Raw genomic sequence first — 13,719 nt, forward strand, 5'->3', positions numbered from 1 at the left:
CTCAGCGCTCCGGGTCGGGGGCCAGGCCACGCAGCGCCCAGTCCAGGCGCTCGGCGATGCGTTCGGGCGCCACGGCCAGCGGCGTCAGGCGCTCGACGAAAGCGGCCGGGGCGATCTCGCGTGCGCCCATCAGCCGCGTCACCAGCACCGGCAGCGCCAGCGAGGCGAGCAGGAACATCAGCTGGTGCAGCGGCTCGGCACGGCGCAGCCGGCCGGCGGCCTGCGCCTGGACGATCAGGCCCAGCAGCACCGCCGGGTGGCGCTGTTCGATCGTCGCGACGAAACGCCGCACCGCCGGTTCGCCGGCCGCGGCGTCGGCCAGCAGCAGGGCGAGGAAGTCGCGGTGCCGCGCGACCCACGCGACGAACTCCAGCAACGCCTCGCGCAGCGCCGGCAGCGGGTCGCCCGGGCGCCGTGCCAGGTCCTGCAGCTGGCCGAACATCGGCGCGTACCAGCGCTCGATCAGCTCGGCGACGAAGGCGTCGCGCGTGCCGAAGTGATGCACGAAGCTGCCGAGGTTGGCGCCGGCCTCGGCGGCGACGGCACGCACCGTCAGCGCCTTCAGCCCGCGCTCGCGCGCCAGCACCAGTCCGGCCTGCAGCAGGCGTTCGCGGGCGCCGGGGTCGGCGGCGGGGCGGGAATTCATGCTGCGCGTTATACGCTTGTACAAGTCAAGCGGCAATCGGACGCCCGGAAACGAAAACGGCGGCCCGCAGGCCGCCGTCCGTTCAGGCGTCGCCGCCCGGTCTCACTTGATCGGCTTGAAGCGCACGCGCTTCGGCCGCGCGCCTTCCTCGCCCAGGCGCTTCTTCTTGTCTTCTTCGTACTCGTGGTAGTTGCCGGCGTAGAAGAACCACTGCGACTCGCCTTCGCAGGCCAGGATGTGGGTCGCGATGCGGTCCAGGAACCAGCGGTCGTGGCTGATAACCATCGCGCTGCCGGCGAACTCGAGCAGCGCCTCTTCCAGCGCACGCAGCGTTTCGACGTCCAGGTCGTTCGACGGTTCGTCGAGCATCAGCACGTTGCCGCCCTGGGCCAGCGTCTTGGCCAGGTGCAGGCGGCCGCGTTCGCCGCCGGACAGGTTGCCGACGAGCTTCTGCTGGTCGTTGCCCTTGAAGTTGAAGCGGCCCAGGTAGGCGCGGCTGGGCATCACGAACTGGCCGACGACGATGTTGTCCAGGCCGCCGGAGACGTCTTCCCACACGGTCTTGTCGCCGGCCAGGCTTTCGCGGCTCTGGTCGACGAAGGTCACCTTGGCGGTCTTGCCGATCACGACCTCGCCGCTGTCCGGCTTTTCCAGGCCCTGGATCATGCGGAACAGCGTCGACTTGCCGGCGCCGTTGGGGCCGATGATGCCGACGATGGCGCCCGGCGGGACCTTGAAGCTGAGGTTGTCGATCAGGCAGCGCTCACCGAAGCTCTTGGTGACGTTCTTGAACTCGATGACCTCGTTGCCCAGGCGCTCGGCGACCGGGATGAAGATCTCGTTGGTCTCGTTGCGGCGCTGGTAGTCGACGTCCGACAGCTCCTCGAAGCGGGCCAGACGCGCCTTGCTCTTGGCCTGGCGGCCCTTGGCGTTGGAGCGGACCCACTTGAGCTCCTCCTTCATCGCCTTGATGCGCGCGTCTTCCTTCTTCTGCTCGACTTCCAGGCGGCGTTCCTTCTGGTCCAGCCACTCGGAGTAGTTGCCCTTGTACGGGATGCCCATGCCGCGGTCGAGTTCGAGGATCCACTCGGCGGCGTTGTCCAGGAAGTAGCGATCGTGGGTGATCGCGACGACGGTGCCCGAGAAGCGCTGCAGGAACTGCTCCAGCCAGTCCACCGACTCGGCGTCCAGGTGGTTGGTCGGTTCGTCGAGCAGCAGCATGTCGGGCTTGGACAGCAGCAGACGGCACAGCGCCACGCGGCGCTTCTCGCCGCCGGACAGCAGGCCGATCTGCGCGTCCCAGGGCGGCAGGCGCAGCGCGTCGGCGGCCAGTTCGAGCTGCAGGTCGGTGTTCTCGCTGCCTGCCGCGGCGATGATCGCCTCGAGCTCGGCCTGCTCGGCGGCCAGCTTGTCGAAGTCGGCGTCGGGCTCGGCGTACTCGGCGTAGACCTCGTCCAGGCGCTTCTTGGCGGCGAGCACGCCGCCGATGCCTTGTTCGACGGCTTCGCGCACGGTCTGGTCGGGGTTCAGCTCGGGTTCCTGCGGCAGGTATCCGATCTTCAGGCCGGGCATCGGGACGGCATCGCCCTCGATGTCCTTGTCCAGCCCGGCCATGATCTTCAGCAGCGTCGACTTGCCGCTGCCGTTGACGCCGAGCACGCCGATCTTCGCGCCAGGGAAGAAGGACAGCGAGATGTCCTTCAGGATCTGCCGCTTCGGCGGCACGATCTTGCCGACGCGGTTCATCGTGAATACGTACTGGGCCATGGAGTCCTGTTCGGTTCTTTCGGTATGGGTGGAGCACGGCCGCGTGGCGCGGCCAAACCGCTATTGTCGCCTTTCCGCGTGTCCTCACCCGCGCCGTTTCCCCGCCGCGGGTGGCGTCGGCCGAGGCGATGGTTTTGCCCGGTGGGGTTTCACTCAGCAGGTTTGATCTGCATCAGATAGAATTTTCGGCACCGATGCAGAGCCCAGTCGCTGCATCGTCGTCGAGCCCGACGCCGCCTCGCGGCCCCATGATCCGACGCCTGCGACTGGCGCCCCCGAGCGGGCGACAGGCCGACCGAATACCAAGTCCATGAATTTTTCCGATCTCGGCCTTGCCGAGCCGCTGCTGCGCGCCGTTCGCGAACAGGGCTACGACGTGCCGACCCCGATCCAGGCCCAGGCGATCCCGGCGGTGCTGCAGGGCGGCGACCTGCTCGCCGGCGCGCAGACCGGCACCGGCAAGACCGCCGGCTTCACGCTGCCGATGCTGCAGCGTCTGTCCGCTTCCAAGCCGGTGCGCGACTCCCGCGGCCGCATCGCCGTGCGCGCGCTGGTGCTGACGCCGACACGTGAACTCGCCGCCCAGGTCGAGGAAAGCGTGCGTGCCTACGGCAAGTACCTGCCGCTGACCAGCATGGTGATGTTCGGCGGCGTCGGCATGCAGCCGCAGATCGACCGCCTCCGCAAAGGCGTCGACATCCTCGTCGCGACGCCCGGCCGGCTGCTGGACCACCACGGCCAGGGCACGCTGGACCTGTCGCAGGTGCAGATCCTGGTGCTCGACGAAGCCGACCGCATGCTCGACATGGGCTTCATCCACGACATCAAGAAGGTGCTCGCGGTGCTGCCCCAGAAGAAGCAGAGCCTGCTCTTCTCGGCGACCTTCAGCGACGAGATCAAGGCCCTGGCCGACCGCCTGCTGAACCAGCCGGCGCTGATCGAGGTCGCGCGGCGCAACGCCACCGCCGACACCATCGCGCAGAAGGTGCACCCGGTCGGGCGCGAGAAGAAGAAGGAACTGCTGGCGCACCTGATCCGCCAGGGCGACTGGCACCAGGTGCTGGTCTTCACGCGCATGAAGCACGGCGCCAACCGCCTGGCCGAGTACCTGAACGAGCAGGGCATCACGGCGATGGCGATCCACGGCAACAAGAGCCAGGGCGCACGCACCAAGGCGCTGGCCGAGTTCAAGGCCGGCACGCTGCAGGTGCTGGTGGCCACCGACATCGCCGCGCGCGGCATCGACATCGACCAGCTGCCGCACGTCGTCAACTACGAGCTGCCGAACGTGCCGGAAGACTACGTTCACCGCATCGGCCGCACCGGCCGTGCCGGCGCCAGCGGCGAGGCGGTCTCGCTGGTCTGCCTGGACGAGGAGATCTTCCTGCGCGACATCCAGCGCCTGATCAAGCGCGAGATCCCGGTGCAGGTGATCCCCGGCTTCGAGCCCCCGGCCGGCGAGCGCGCCGAGCCGATCGTGCTCGGCCGCATGACCATCGGCGTCGGCGGCACGCGCCGCAACGCCGGGGGTGGCATGCCCTCGCGCGGCGGCCGGCCGCAAGGCGCGTCGGGCGGTGGCAACGGGGGTGGTGGCCAGCGCCCGGCCGGCGCCGGGGGGCGCGGTGGTGCGTCGTCGCCGCGCGGCGGGTCCTCGCACGGCCACGGCGGCGGCCGCGCCTCGCAAGGCCCGCGCGGGCCGCGTCGCTGAGCGGCGGCCTCCCGAGACACCAATGAAAAAGGCCCCGCGAGGGGCCTTTTGCCTGTCTGCCGCCGGTTGCCCGGCGGCACCGTGTCACTCGCCGCCGAACTTGTAGTCGGTGCGGGCCTTCTTGCGCAGCTCTTCCTGGTACTGCTGCAGGCGGGCCTGCTCGATGCGCTGCTTGATCTGGTCCTTCACGTCGTCGAAGGCCGGGAACTGCGCCTCGCGCGTGTCGTCGAGGCGGATGATGTGCCAGCCGAACTGGCTCTTCACCGGCGTCTGCGTCATCTCGCCCTTCTTCAGCGCGGCCATGGCCTGGCTGAACTCGGGCACGTAGGCGTCGGGCTTGGCGAAGTCCAGGTCGCCGCCGTTCTCGCCGGAGCCCGGGTCCTTGGAGTGCTTCTTCGCCAGTTCCTCGAAGCTGCCACCGGACTTGATCTGGGCGATCAGCTTCTTGGCCTCGTCCTCGGTCTCCACCAGGATGTGGCGGGCACGGTACTCGGTGCCCGAGGCCGCGGCCTTGAACTTGTCGTACTCGGCCTGGGCGTCGGCGTCGGTCACCGGGTGCGTCTTGCGGTAGCTGTCGAACAGCTCGCGGATCAGGATGCTCTGGCGGGCGAGTTCCATCTGCGCCTTGTAGTCGGCCGAGGTGGCGATGCCCTTCTTCTCGGCTTCCTGGACGAAGATCTCGCGCAGCACGACCTGGTCACGGGCCTGCTGCTGCAGTTCCGGGCCGATCTGCTGGCCGGCACGCGCGGCCTGCTGCAGCAGCGTCTCGACACGGCTCTTGGGCACCGGCTTGCCGTTGACGACGGCGATGTTCTGCGCCTGTGCGGCCAGCGGCATCAGCAGTGCGGCGGCCGCGGTGGCGAGCGCCGTGCGCACGGCGAAGGTCTTCGAGCTCATGGATGGCACTTTCGGATGGGTCGCGGATCGCCCGAAGCGGCGGCGCGACGATGGAGTTGTTCGAGGGGTGTCAGTCCTGGCGGGGCGGCTGCGCGTCGATCGCGAGGGCATGCACACCCCGTTGGCCCAGAGGGCCGAGGGCATCATACACAAGGCGATGGCGCGCCAAGGGGGCCAGCCCGGCGAAGCGCGCGCTGCGGATGCGCACCTGGAAATGGCCGCCTTCGCGCGCGCCGGCGTGGCCGGCGTGGCGGGCGCTGTCGTCGACGACTTCGAGCTCGGTCGGCTCCAGAGCGGCGCGCAGCGCGGCTTCGATGTCGGCGGCGCGGCTCATTGTTTGCCCTCGTTCGGCGCCGCCGGCTCTTCGAGATAACGGCCGAGGTACAGGCCCTGGGCGATCGTGAAGGCGAACATCAGGCCGATGCCGCCGAAGAGCTTGAAGTTGACCCAGGCGTCGGTGCTGAAGCTGTAGGCCACCCAGATGTTGAGCAGGCCCATCGCGGCGAAGAACGCGACCCAGGCGAAGTTCAGCCGGTGCCAGACACGTTCGGGCAGCACCATCTGCTCGCCCAGCAGCAGCTTCAGCAGGTTCTTGCCGGCCAGCAGCGGCGCCAGCCACAGCGCGGTGCCCATCGTCCAGTACAGCACGCTGGGCTTCCACTTGATGAAGGTCTCGTTGTGGAACCAGATCGTCAGGCCGCCGAAGACAACGACCAGCACCAGGCTGATCCACAGCATCGCGTCGATGCGCTTGCCGCGCAGCTTGAGCACCAGCACCTGGGCCAGCGTCGCGAGGATCACGACGACGGTCGCCAGCAGCACCGGCGCCTCCTTCGGGCCGACGACGCCGCCGGAGACGAGCGCGCCGAAGTTGGCGGTGGCGAAGTCCGCCGCCCATTCCGGGCGGCTCTCGGCGAGCTTGAAGCAGGCGAAGAAAAGGACGATCGGCAGGAAGTCCAGCAACAGCTTCATGCGAGGCGACGGGAGCGGTTCATGGGGCGATTGTGCCGGCTGCGTCGGGTGGGTTGCGGCGAAGCCGTGACGGCGGCGGGCCGATACGGGCTGGGGTTCACGCGGCCTCGGGCTTGAAGTCGATGGCCGCCGAGTTGATGCAGTAGCGCTGGCCGGTCGGCGCCGGGCCGTCCTCGAAGACATGGCCCAGATGGTTGCCGCAGCGGCGGCAGCGCACCTCGACCCGCACCATGCCGTGGCTGGTGTCGCGCACCTCCTCGATGACGTCGGCCTCCAGCGGCTGCCAGTAGCTCGGCCAGCCGCAGCCGGCGTCGAACTTGGTCTCGCTGGAGAACAGCGGCGCGCCGCAGCCGATGCAGTCGTAGCGGCCGCGGCCGGTGTGGTCCCAGTACTTGCCGGTGAAGGGGCGCTCGGTGGCCGCGTGGCGCGCGACCTGGTACTGCATCGGGTCGAGCTGGGCGCGCCATTCGGCGTCGCTCTTGCGGACCTCGTAGCGCGGGTCGTCGTGCGGATGGGCGGCAGGTGTTTTGTCGAACAGGCTCATGACGAACAGGAGATCTCCAACTGGCGCGCCCAGTCGGGCGGGAAACCGGCGAGCGCCTCTTGCTCGGGCTGCTCGTCGAACGGATGCTGCAGCACGGCCAGCAGCCGCGAGACCTCGCCGAAGTCGCCGGCTTCGGCCTGGCGGATCGCGGTCTCGGCGAGGTGGTTGCGCAGCACGTACTTGGGGTTGCGGCGCTCCATTCGCAAGCGGCGCTCGGCGTCGAGGCTGGCTTCGGCACGCAGGCGTTCGGCATAACGCAGCGCCCAGGCGTCGAAGGCCTCCCGATCGAGGAACAGGTCGCGCAACGCGTCGTGGTTCGCACCCGGCGTGCTGTCGAAACGCGCCAGGCGGCGGAAGCTGATCGTGTAGTCGGCGCCGTCGGCGGCCATGCGGCGCAGCAGGTCGTCGACCAGCGCGCCGTCTTCGGGGCGTTCGTCACGCAGGCCGAGCTTGGCGCGCATCGCCGTCTGCAGCGCGGCCAGGAACTCGCTCTTGTAAGGCTCCAGCGCGGCCACCGCGGCGTCGGGGTCGCCGAGCAGCGGCAGCAGCGCCTGGGCCAGCGCGTGCAGGTTCCAGAACGCGACGTTGGGCTGGCGCGCGTAGGCGTAGCGGCCCTGGTGGTCGGAATGGTTGCAGACGTGCCCCGGGTCGAAGGTGTCGAGGAAGCCGAAAGGCCCGTAGTCGATCGTCAGCCCCAGCAGCGACATGTTGTCGGTGTTCATCACGCCGTGGCAGAAGCCGACCGCCTGCCACTGCGCCACCAGCCGCGCCGTGCGCCGCGCGACTTCTTCCAGCAGCGCGGCGTAGCGGTTGGCGGCCTCGGCCTGGGCGGGGAAGTAGCGTTCGATCGCCGCGTCGGCCAGCCGGCGCAGCGCCGCCTCGTCGGCCGCGGTGTGGGCGAAGTGCTCGAAGTGGCCGAAACGCAGGAAGCTGGGCGCGACACGCGTGACGACGGCGGCGGTCTCGACCCGTTCACGGCGCACCGGCAGCGGCGAGCCGACCAGCGCCAGTGCCCGTGTCGTCGGGATGCCCAGCGCGTGCATCGCCTCGGAGCCCAGGTACTCGCGGATCGACGAGCGCAGCACCGCGCGGCCGTCGCCCATGCGCGAGTAGGGCGTCAGGCCGCAGCCCTTCAACTGCAGCTCCAGCGGCCCGAGCGGCGTGTCGGCCTCGCCCAGCAGCAGCGCGCGGCCGTCGCCCAGCTGCCCGGCCCAGACGCCGAACTGGTGCCCCGAATAGACGGTGGCCAGCGTGCCGCCGGCCGGCTGGGTATTGCCGGCCAGCAGCGCCAGCGCCTCGTCGTGCTGCAGCCAGTCCCACCAGCCGAGCTCCCGCGCGAAGACCTCGTTGCGCGCCACCCAGTGCGCCTCGGGCACCGGCTGCGGCGGCTGGGCGACGGCCAGCGGCGCGCCGGCGCGGCGCACGAAACCGTCGTCGCGCCAGCGTGGGCCGTCGGGGAAGATCCGGTCGGGAGCGTTCATCGGGACCATTGTCGGAAGCGGGCGCGCGCCACGCCGGCGCAGGGGCTTCAGCGGCGCGGGCCGTTATCGTCACGCCTTCGTGATGGACGCCTCGCACTTCCTCGTCTCGCTGCTCAACGGGCTGTCCGTCGGGCTGCTGCTGTTCCTGCTGGCCTCGGGGCTGACGCTGATCTTCAGCCTGATGGGCGTGCTGAACTTCGCCCACGCCAGCTTCTACATGCTGGGTGCCTACGTCGGCGCCACCGTCGCGGCCGGCGCCGGCTTCTGGGTCGCGCTGGTCGTCGCGCCGCTGGTCGTCGGGCTGGCCGGCGCGGGCTTCGAGCGCTGGGTGCTGCGGCGTGTGCACGCGCAAGGCCACGTCGCCGAGCTGCTCGTCACCTTCGGGCTGGCCTACGTCATCGTCGAGGCGGTGCAGCTCGTCTGGGGCCGTCAGCCGCTGGCCTTCGAGCCGCCGGCGGCGCTGGCCGGGCCGCTGTTCACGCTGGTGCAGGCGCCGGCCGGGCTGGCGCTGGCCTGGGGCGCGGCACCCGAGGCCTGCCGTGGCGACGCGGCGCTGGTCTGCACCCAGTTCCCGGCGCTGCGTGCCTTCGCGATGGCGCTGGCGCTGGCGCTGCTGGCCGTGCTGGCGCTGGCGCTGCGCACGACGCGGCTGGGCCTGGTGATCCGCGCCGCGCTGACGCACCCGCAGATGGCGCAGGCGCTGGGCCACGACGTGCCGCGGGTGTTCATGCTGGTCTTCGGCGCCGGCACCGCGCTGGCGGCGCTGGCCGGGGTCGTCGGCGGCGCGATGCGCGTCACCGAGCCCTCGATGGCGCAGGCCGTCGGGCCGGTCGTCTTCGCGCTGATCGTCATCGGCGGGCTGGGCTCGCTGGCCGGGGCCTTCGTCGCCTCGCTGCTGCTGGGCGTGCTGGACTCGTTCGCCGTGGCCAGCGACCGCTCGCTGGCCGACCTGGCCGCCGCGCTGCACTGGACGCCGGCGCCCGAGACCGCGGCGCTGGCGCTGTGGAGCGTGAAGCTGTCGCAGGTGGCGGCGATCCTGCCGTACCTGCTGCTCGTGCTGGTGCTGGTGCTGCGCCCGCGCGGCTTGTTCGGCACGCGCGAAGGATGACGGCGCGCCGGGTCCGCGCCGCGTCCGTCTGGGGCGTCTACGCGCTGGCGCTGGCCGGCGCGCCGTGGCTGTTCGACAGCAGCCTGGCGCTGACGCTGCTGTCGCAGATCGGCATCGCCATCGTCGCCTGCCTGGCCTTCAACCTGCTGCTGGGGCAGGGCGGCATGCTGAGCTTCGGCCATGCGGTCTATTCGGGGCTGGGCGCCTACGCGGCGATCCACACGCTGCGCTGGATGGCCGCCGGCACGCTGGTGCTGCCGGTCAGCCTGGTGCCGCTGGTCGGCGGCCTGGGCGGGCTGGCCGGCGCGGCGACGCTGGGCTGGCTGACGACACGCACCGCCGGCACGCCGTTCGCGATGATCACGCTGGGCCTGGGCGAGCTGGTCGCCGCGGTGGCGCTGATGTTCCCGACGGTCTTCGGCGGCGAAGGCGGGCTGAGCGCCGACCGCGTGATCGGCGAGCCCGTCTGGGGCATCAGCTTCGGCCCGGCCTGGCAGGTTTACGCGCTGATCGCCGTCTACTGCTTTGTCTGCACCGCGGCGATGTACGGCTTCACGCGCACGCCGCTGGGGCGCATGCTGAACGCCGTGCGCGACAACCCGCTGCGCGCCGAGTTCGTCGGCTACAGCGCACGCCGCGTGCGCTACCGGGCCTTCCTCGTCTCGGGCTTCTTCATGGGCGTGGCCGGCGGGCTGGCGGCACTGCATTTCGAGATCGTCAGCGCCGAGGTGCTGGGCTCGCTGCGTTCGGGCGCCTACCTGCTGTTCACGGTGCTGGGCGGCAGCGGCTATTTCGCCGGGCCCATCATCGGCGCGGTGCTGATGGTGCTGTCCGGCGTGCTGCTGTCGGCGCTGACGCGCGCCTGGCTGCTGTACCTCGGGCTGGCCTTCATCGCCGTCGTGATGCTCGCGCCCGGCGGGCTGGCCGGTGCGCTGGCGGGCCTGACGTGCGCCGCCGCCGCGGGTGTCCTGCGCCGGCTGTGGGCCGGGCTGGCGGCCTTGATCGTGCTGGCCGTCGCGGCGCTGGCCGGTCTGGCGCTCATCGTCGAGCTGCTGTACCGGCGCCAGCTCGATGCCGCTTCGGGCCCGGCGCTGAACTTCATCGGCCTGCCGCTGAGCGCCGAGTCGGCCGACGCCTGGGTCGGCGCGGCGCTGCTGCTGGCCACCGCGGTGGGCTTGTTCGAACTGGCACGGCGGCAGTTGGCGCCGCAATGGGCGCAGGAGGGAGCGCGATGACGCCGGCCTTGGAGTTGCGCAACGTGCAGCGGCGTTTCGGCCGCACCGAGGTCGTGCGCGGCGCCAGCCTGGCCGTGAAACCGGGCGAACGCGTCGCGCTGATCGGCCCCAACGGCGCCGGCAAGAGCACGCTGTTCAACCTGATCAGCGGCCAGCTCGCGCCCGACGCCGGCGAGATCCTGCTGAACGGCCAGGCGATCCACGGCCTGCCGCCCTACGAGATCGTGCGCCGCGGGCTGGCGCGCAGCTTCCAGACCAGCCAGCTGTTCACGCGCCTGTCGACGGCGGAGAACCTGCGCTGCGCGCTGCTGCACAGCGAGGGTGCCGGCTACGCCTTCTGGCGCCCGGCACGGCGCCGCGGCCTCGACGAACGCGCCGACGCGCTGCTGGCGATGCTGCGCCTGGAACACCGCCGCGACGTGCCGGCGGCGCAGCTCGCCTACGCCGAGCAGCGTGCGCTGGAGATCGGCCTGACGATCGCCGGCGGCGCCGGCATCGTGCTGCTCGACGAGCCGACCGCCGGCATGAGCCGCGAGGAGACGGCCTGGTTCGTCGCGCTGATCCGCCGCGCGAGCGAAGGGCGCACGCTGCTCGTCGTCGAACACGACATGAGCGTCGTCTTCGAGCTCGCCGACCGCATCGCGGTGCTGGTCGACGGCGAGGTCGTCGCCTTCGACACGCCCGCGGCCGTGCGTGCCGACGCTCGCGTGCAGCAGGCCTATCTGGGCGCGCTGCCGGCGGCCGGGGAGGGCGCATGCTGACGGTGCGTTGCCTCGAAGCCGGCTACGGCGTGCGTCCGGTGCTGCACGGCGTCGAGTTCGACGTCGCGCCCGGCGAGATCGTCGCGCTGCTCGGCCGAAACGGCTCGGGCCGGTCGACGACGGCCAAGGCGCTGATGGGCCTGCTGCCGGCACGCGGTTCGGTGCGCTGGAACGGTGTCGAACTGCTGGGACGACCGGCGCACCAGATCGCGCATGCCGGCCTGGGCTACGTGCCCGAGAGCCGCGACGTCTTCCCGACGCTCAGCGTCGCCGAGAACCTGCGCCTGGGCGAACGCCCGCGCGCCGGCACCCGGCGCTGGACGACGACCGAGCTGCTGGCCCGCTTCCCGCGCCTGGCCGAGCGCGCCCAGGCGCCGGCCGGCGTGCTGTCCGGCGGCGAGCAGCAGATGCTGACGCTGGCCCGCACGCTGGTCGGCGACCCCGCTGTGCTGATCGTCGACGAGCCGACCGAAGGCCTGGCGCCGCAGGTCGTCGCCCAGGTGGCCGAACTGCTGGCCGAGGCGCGCCGGCGCGGCGTCGGCGTGCTGCTGGTCGAGCAGAAGCTGGCGATCGCGCTGCAACTCGCCGACCGCTGCCTGGTGATGGGCCGCGGCCGCATCGTCTTCGCCGGCACGCCGGCCGCGCTGTCGGCCGACGCCGGCGTGCGGCGGGAGTGGCTGGAGGTCTGAGGGCGCGGGCCTTCGGCAGGCGCAGGACGCCTTCAGTGATAGTCGCTTTCGCGCTGATGGCGCACGGCACCGACGTGCACACGCCGCTCGGCCCGGATCTCGAAATAGACGACGAAGCCGCTGGCGCCGAAGGGCACGATGAGCTCGCGTGCGAACGGGCTGCTGGCCGCCTTGCGGCAGCTGAAGGGACTGACGGCGAGAAACCGGCAGGCCTGGCGGATCGCGTCGATGGCTCTCGCTGCGATCTCGACGTCGCCGCTCGGGCTGTTCAGCTCACGCGCGAAAGCGTGTTCGAACAGCCTCAGCAGATCCTCTTCGGCCTCGCGGCTGAAGACGACCTGGTAGTTCATTCGGCCGGCTTCTGACGGCGCTCGCGCGCCTTGCTCAGCCGGGCTTCGAGCTTGGCGATGACCGTCTCCGCCGGCACCCAGTCGCCGTCGGCCTCGGAGCGCGCGACCGCGGCCAGGCCGCGGCGCACGAACTCGGCCTGGTCACGGCGGCGCGCGACCTCGGTGCGCACCGCCTGCTCGACCAGCGACGCCAGGCTCTCGCCTTCTTCGAGCGCCTGCTCGATCTCCTCGCGGAACTGCGGCTCGATGCGCACCGGCGGGATGGTCGTGGACTTCATCGCGCCACTGTATCGCGTTTGCGATACTTTTGGCGTTCAGGCCGACGCCGGGCCCCGCACGCCCCCGGTGAGCTGGCGCGCGATCAGCGTGCGCAGCGGCGACGCGACGCTGGCCGCCTTCAGCACCGCGCCGCGCACCAGCTTGGCCGGCGGCGTGTCGTCGGTGAACAGGCGCACGATGGCGTTGGTGCCGAGGTAGATCGGCAGCGTGCGCATCCGGTGCTCGCGTTCGTAGGCCGCCAGCACCGCGGCGTCGCCGAGGTCGCGGCGCCCGCGTGCGGCGCGCGCCAGTTCACGCGCCAGCACCTCGACGCCGTAGAGGCCGAAGTTGTAGCCGTGCGCGGTGACCGGGTGCATGCCGACCGCGGCGTCGCCGACGAGCGCGAAACGCGGGCCGGCGAAACGTGTCGCGTAGGCCGCGACCAGCGGGTAGGCGTGGCGCGGCGCGGCGACGTCCATGCGGCCGAGGCGACGGTCGAAGTGCTCCTCGACCCGCAGCGCGAAGGCTTCGTCCGACAGCGCCATCCACTCCGGCGCCTGGTCGCTCTTCAGCGTCACGACGGCCGAACTCTGGCGCCCGGCCATCGGCAGGATGGCCAGCGTGTTGCCGTAGCGGAAGCACTCGTGCGCGGTGTTCTCGTGGTCTTCCTCGTGGCGCATGCGCACGACGATGCAGGTGCGGCCGAAGTCCAGCAGGTGCGCGCCGATGCCGCCCAGGCGCCGCGTCGTCGAGAAGCGGCTGTCGGCGGCGACGACCAGCGGCGCGCGCCAGGCGCGGCCGTCGGCCAGGCGCACGGTCGCGGCCTGTTCGTCGCGCTGCAGCGCGGTGACCTTCGCGTCGCCGACGATCTCGACGCCCGGCGTGGCGGCGGCCGCGGCGTAGGCGGCTTCGCGCAGGCGGTGGTTGGGCACCAGGAAACCCAGCGCCTCGTGGCCGTCGGCCTGGCCGTCGAAGGGCAGCACCAGCGGCGACGCGCCGTTGCGCACCAGCGCGCGCTTCAAGGGCGCGATCTCGTCGGCCGGCAGCCGGTCCCAGTGGCCCAGGCGCTCGAGGATGGCGCGCGCACGGTGCGTCAGCGCGATGTCGCGGCCGTCTTCCGGCGGCGCGACCAGCGACTCGGCGCTGTTCTGTTCGAGCACGGTGCAACGCAGGCCGGCCTGCGCGAGCGCCGCCGCCAGCGCCAGGCCCGCGGGGCCGGCGCCGACGATGGCGACGTCGGTGGTGTGGAAGTCGTTCACGGTCATTTGAGGGGCATCAAGGCCCCGAGTGGCCGGCGCACGAT

General features: G+C 71.4%; 15 protein-coding genes. 5 read left to right on the forward strand and 10 right to left on the reverse strand.

The window, feature by feature from the left end:
- Position 1 precedes the first annotated feature (1 nt).
- Together G5B56_RS18205 and ettA are read right to left on the reverse strand one after the other, a co-directional pair.
- Positions 2-646, reverse strand: a complete 645-nt coding sequence (locus G5B56_RS18205; RefSeq protein ID WP_164964162.1) for a TetR/AcrR family transcriptional regulator — start codon at positions 644-646, stop codon at positions 2-4.
- A gap of 102 nt (positions 647-748) precedes the next feature.
- Positions 749-2,413 carry an energy-dependent translational throttle protein EttA gene (ettA, locus tag G5B56_RS18210; RefSeq protein WP_009857008.1) on the reverse strand — a complete coding sequence of 555 codons (1,665 nt, stop codon included), beginning with the start codon at positions 2,411-2,413 and terminating at the stop codon, positions 749-751.
- Between the two features lie 310 nt (positions 2,414-2,723).
- On the opposite strand from ettA, the gene G5B56_RS18215 reads away from it, so the two are divergent.
- On the forward strand, positions 2,724-4,121 hold the full coding sequence (locus G5B56_RS18215; RefSeq protein WP_029718352.1) for a DEAD/DEAH box helicase: 1,398 nt from the start codon (positions 2,724-2,726) through the stop codon (positions 4,119-4,121).
- Positions 4,122-4,205: 84 nt separating this feature from the next.
- Here the strand turns inward: G5B56_RS18215 and G5B56_RS18220 are convergent, their stop codons facing one another.
- The 5 genes from G5B56_RS18220 to G5B56_RS18240 all read right to left on the reverse strand — a co-directional run bounded on the left by G5B56_RS18220 (position 4,206) and on the right by G5B56_RS18240 (position 8,015).
- Positions 4,206-5,018: a peptidylprolyl isomerase gene (locus G5B56_RS18220; protein WP_009857006.1), complete on the reverse strand. Its 813-nt coding sequence runs from the start codon at positions 5,016-5,018 to the stop codon at positions 4,206-4,208.
- Between the two features lie 70 nt (positions 5,019-5,088).
- A complete protein-coding gene (locus tag G5B56_RS18225) occupies positions 5,089-5,352 on the reverse strand; it encodes a BolA family transcriptional regulator (RefSeq protein ID WP_009857005.1) in 264 nt (87 codons plus the stop codon).
- A complete protein-coding gene (locus G5B56_RS18230; protein WP_164964163.1) occupies positions 5,349-5,990 on the reverse strand; it encodes a septation protein A in 642 nt (213 codons plus the stop codon). Before G5B56_RS18230 ends, G5B56_RS18225 begins: the two co-directional genes overlap by 4 nt.
- A 97-nt stretch (positions 5,991-6,087) precedes the next feature.
- Positions 6,088-6,534, reverse strand: coding sequence for a peptide-methionine (R)-S-oxide reductase MsrB (msrB, locus tag G5B56_RS18235; protein WP_164964164.1), 447 nt, complete (start codon positions 6,532-6,534; stop codon positions 6,088-6,090).
- Positions 6,531-8,015 (reverse strand): YdiU family protein, encoded by a 1,485-nt coding sequence (locus G5B56_RS18240; protein ID WP_240920845.1) that lies wholly within the window; start codon positions 8,013-8,015, stop codon positions 6,531-6,533. The genes msrB and G5B56_RS18240 overlap by 4 nt, the downstream gene beginning before the upstream one ends.
- An 82-nt stretch (positions 8,016-8,097) precedes the next feature.
- Between G5B56_RS18240 and G5B56_RS18245 the strand changes: the two genes are divergently transcribed.
- The 4 genes from G5B56_RS18245 to G5B56_RS18260 are packed head-to-tail and all read left to right on the forward strand — an operon-like array spanning position 8,098 to position 11,808.
- Positions 8,098-9,123: a branched-chain amino acid ABC transporter permease gene (locus tag G5B56_RS18245; RefSeq protein ID WP_164964166.1), complete on the forward strand. Its 1,026-nt coding sequence runs from the start codon at positions 8,098-8,100 to the stop codon at positions 9,121-9,123.
- Positions 9,120-10,358, forward strand: coding sequence for a branched-chain amino acid ABC transporter permease (locus G5B56_RS18250; protein ID WP_164964167.1), 1,239 nt, complete (start codon positions 9,120-9,122; stop codon positions 10,356-10,358). Before G5B56_RS18245 ends, G5B56_RS18250 begins: the two co-directional genes overlap by 4 nt.
- On the forward strand, positions 10,355-11,119 hold the full coding sequence (locus G5B56_RS18255) for an ABC transporter ATP-binding protein (protein WP_164964168.1): 765 nt from the start codon (positions 10,355-10,357) through the stop codon (positions 11,117-11,119). Before G5B56_RS18250 ends, G5B56_RS18255 begins: the two co-directional genes overlap by 4 nt.
- Positions 11,113-11,808: an ABC transporter ATP-binding protein gene (locus G5B56_RS18260; protein ID WP_164964169.1), complete on the forward strand. Its 696-nt coding sequence runs from the start codon at positions 11,113-11,115 to the stop codon at positions 11,806-11,808. The genes G5B56_RS18255 and G5B56_RS18260 overlap by 7 nt, the downstream gene beginning before the upstream one ends.
- A 32-nt stretch (positions 11,809-11,840) precedes the next feature.
- Here G5B56_RS18260 and G5B56_RS18265 read toward each other — a convergent pair whose 3' ends face one another.
- Genes G5B56_RS18265 through ubiM form a run of 3 tightly spaced genes read right to left on the reverse strand, consistent with a single transcriptional unit; the run spans position 11,841 to position 13,681 of the window.
- A complete protein-coding gene (locus G5B56_RS18265) occupies positions 11,841-12,158 on the reverse strand; it encodes a type II toxin-antitoxin system RelE/ParE family toxin (protein ID WP_164964170.1) in 318 nt (105 codons plus the stop codon).
- Entirely contained in the window at positions 12,155-12,436 is a 282-nt protein-coding gene (locus G5B56_RS18270; RefSeq protein ID WP_029718355.1) for a YlcI/YnfO family protein, read from the reverse strand. Before G5B56_RS18270 ends, G5B56_RS18265 begins: the two co-directional genes overlap by 4 nt.
- Positions 12,437-12,472: 36 nt before the next feature.
- Positions 12,473-13,681 carry a 5-demethoxyubiquinol-8 5-hydroxylase UbiM gene (gene ubiM / locus G5B56_RS18275; RefSeq protein ID WP_164964171.1) on the reverse strand — a complete coding sequence of 403 codons (1,209 nt, stop codon included), beginning with the start codon at positions 13,679-13,681 and terminating at the stop codon, positions 12,473-12,475.
- Positions 13,682-13,719: the final 38 nt, after the last annotated feature.

The organism is Rubrivivax sp. JA1026 (assembly GCF_011065555.1).
In the GTDB taxonomy this organism is placed as follows: Bacteria; Pseudomonadota; Gammaproteobacteria; order Burkholderiales; family Burkholderiaceae_C; genus Rubrivivax; species Rubrivivax benzoatilyticus.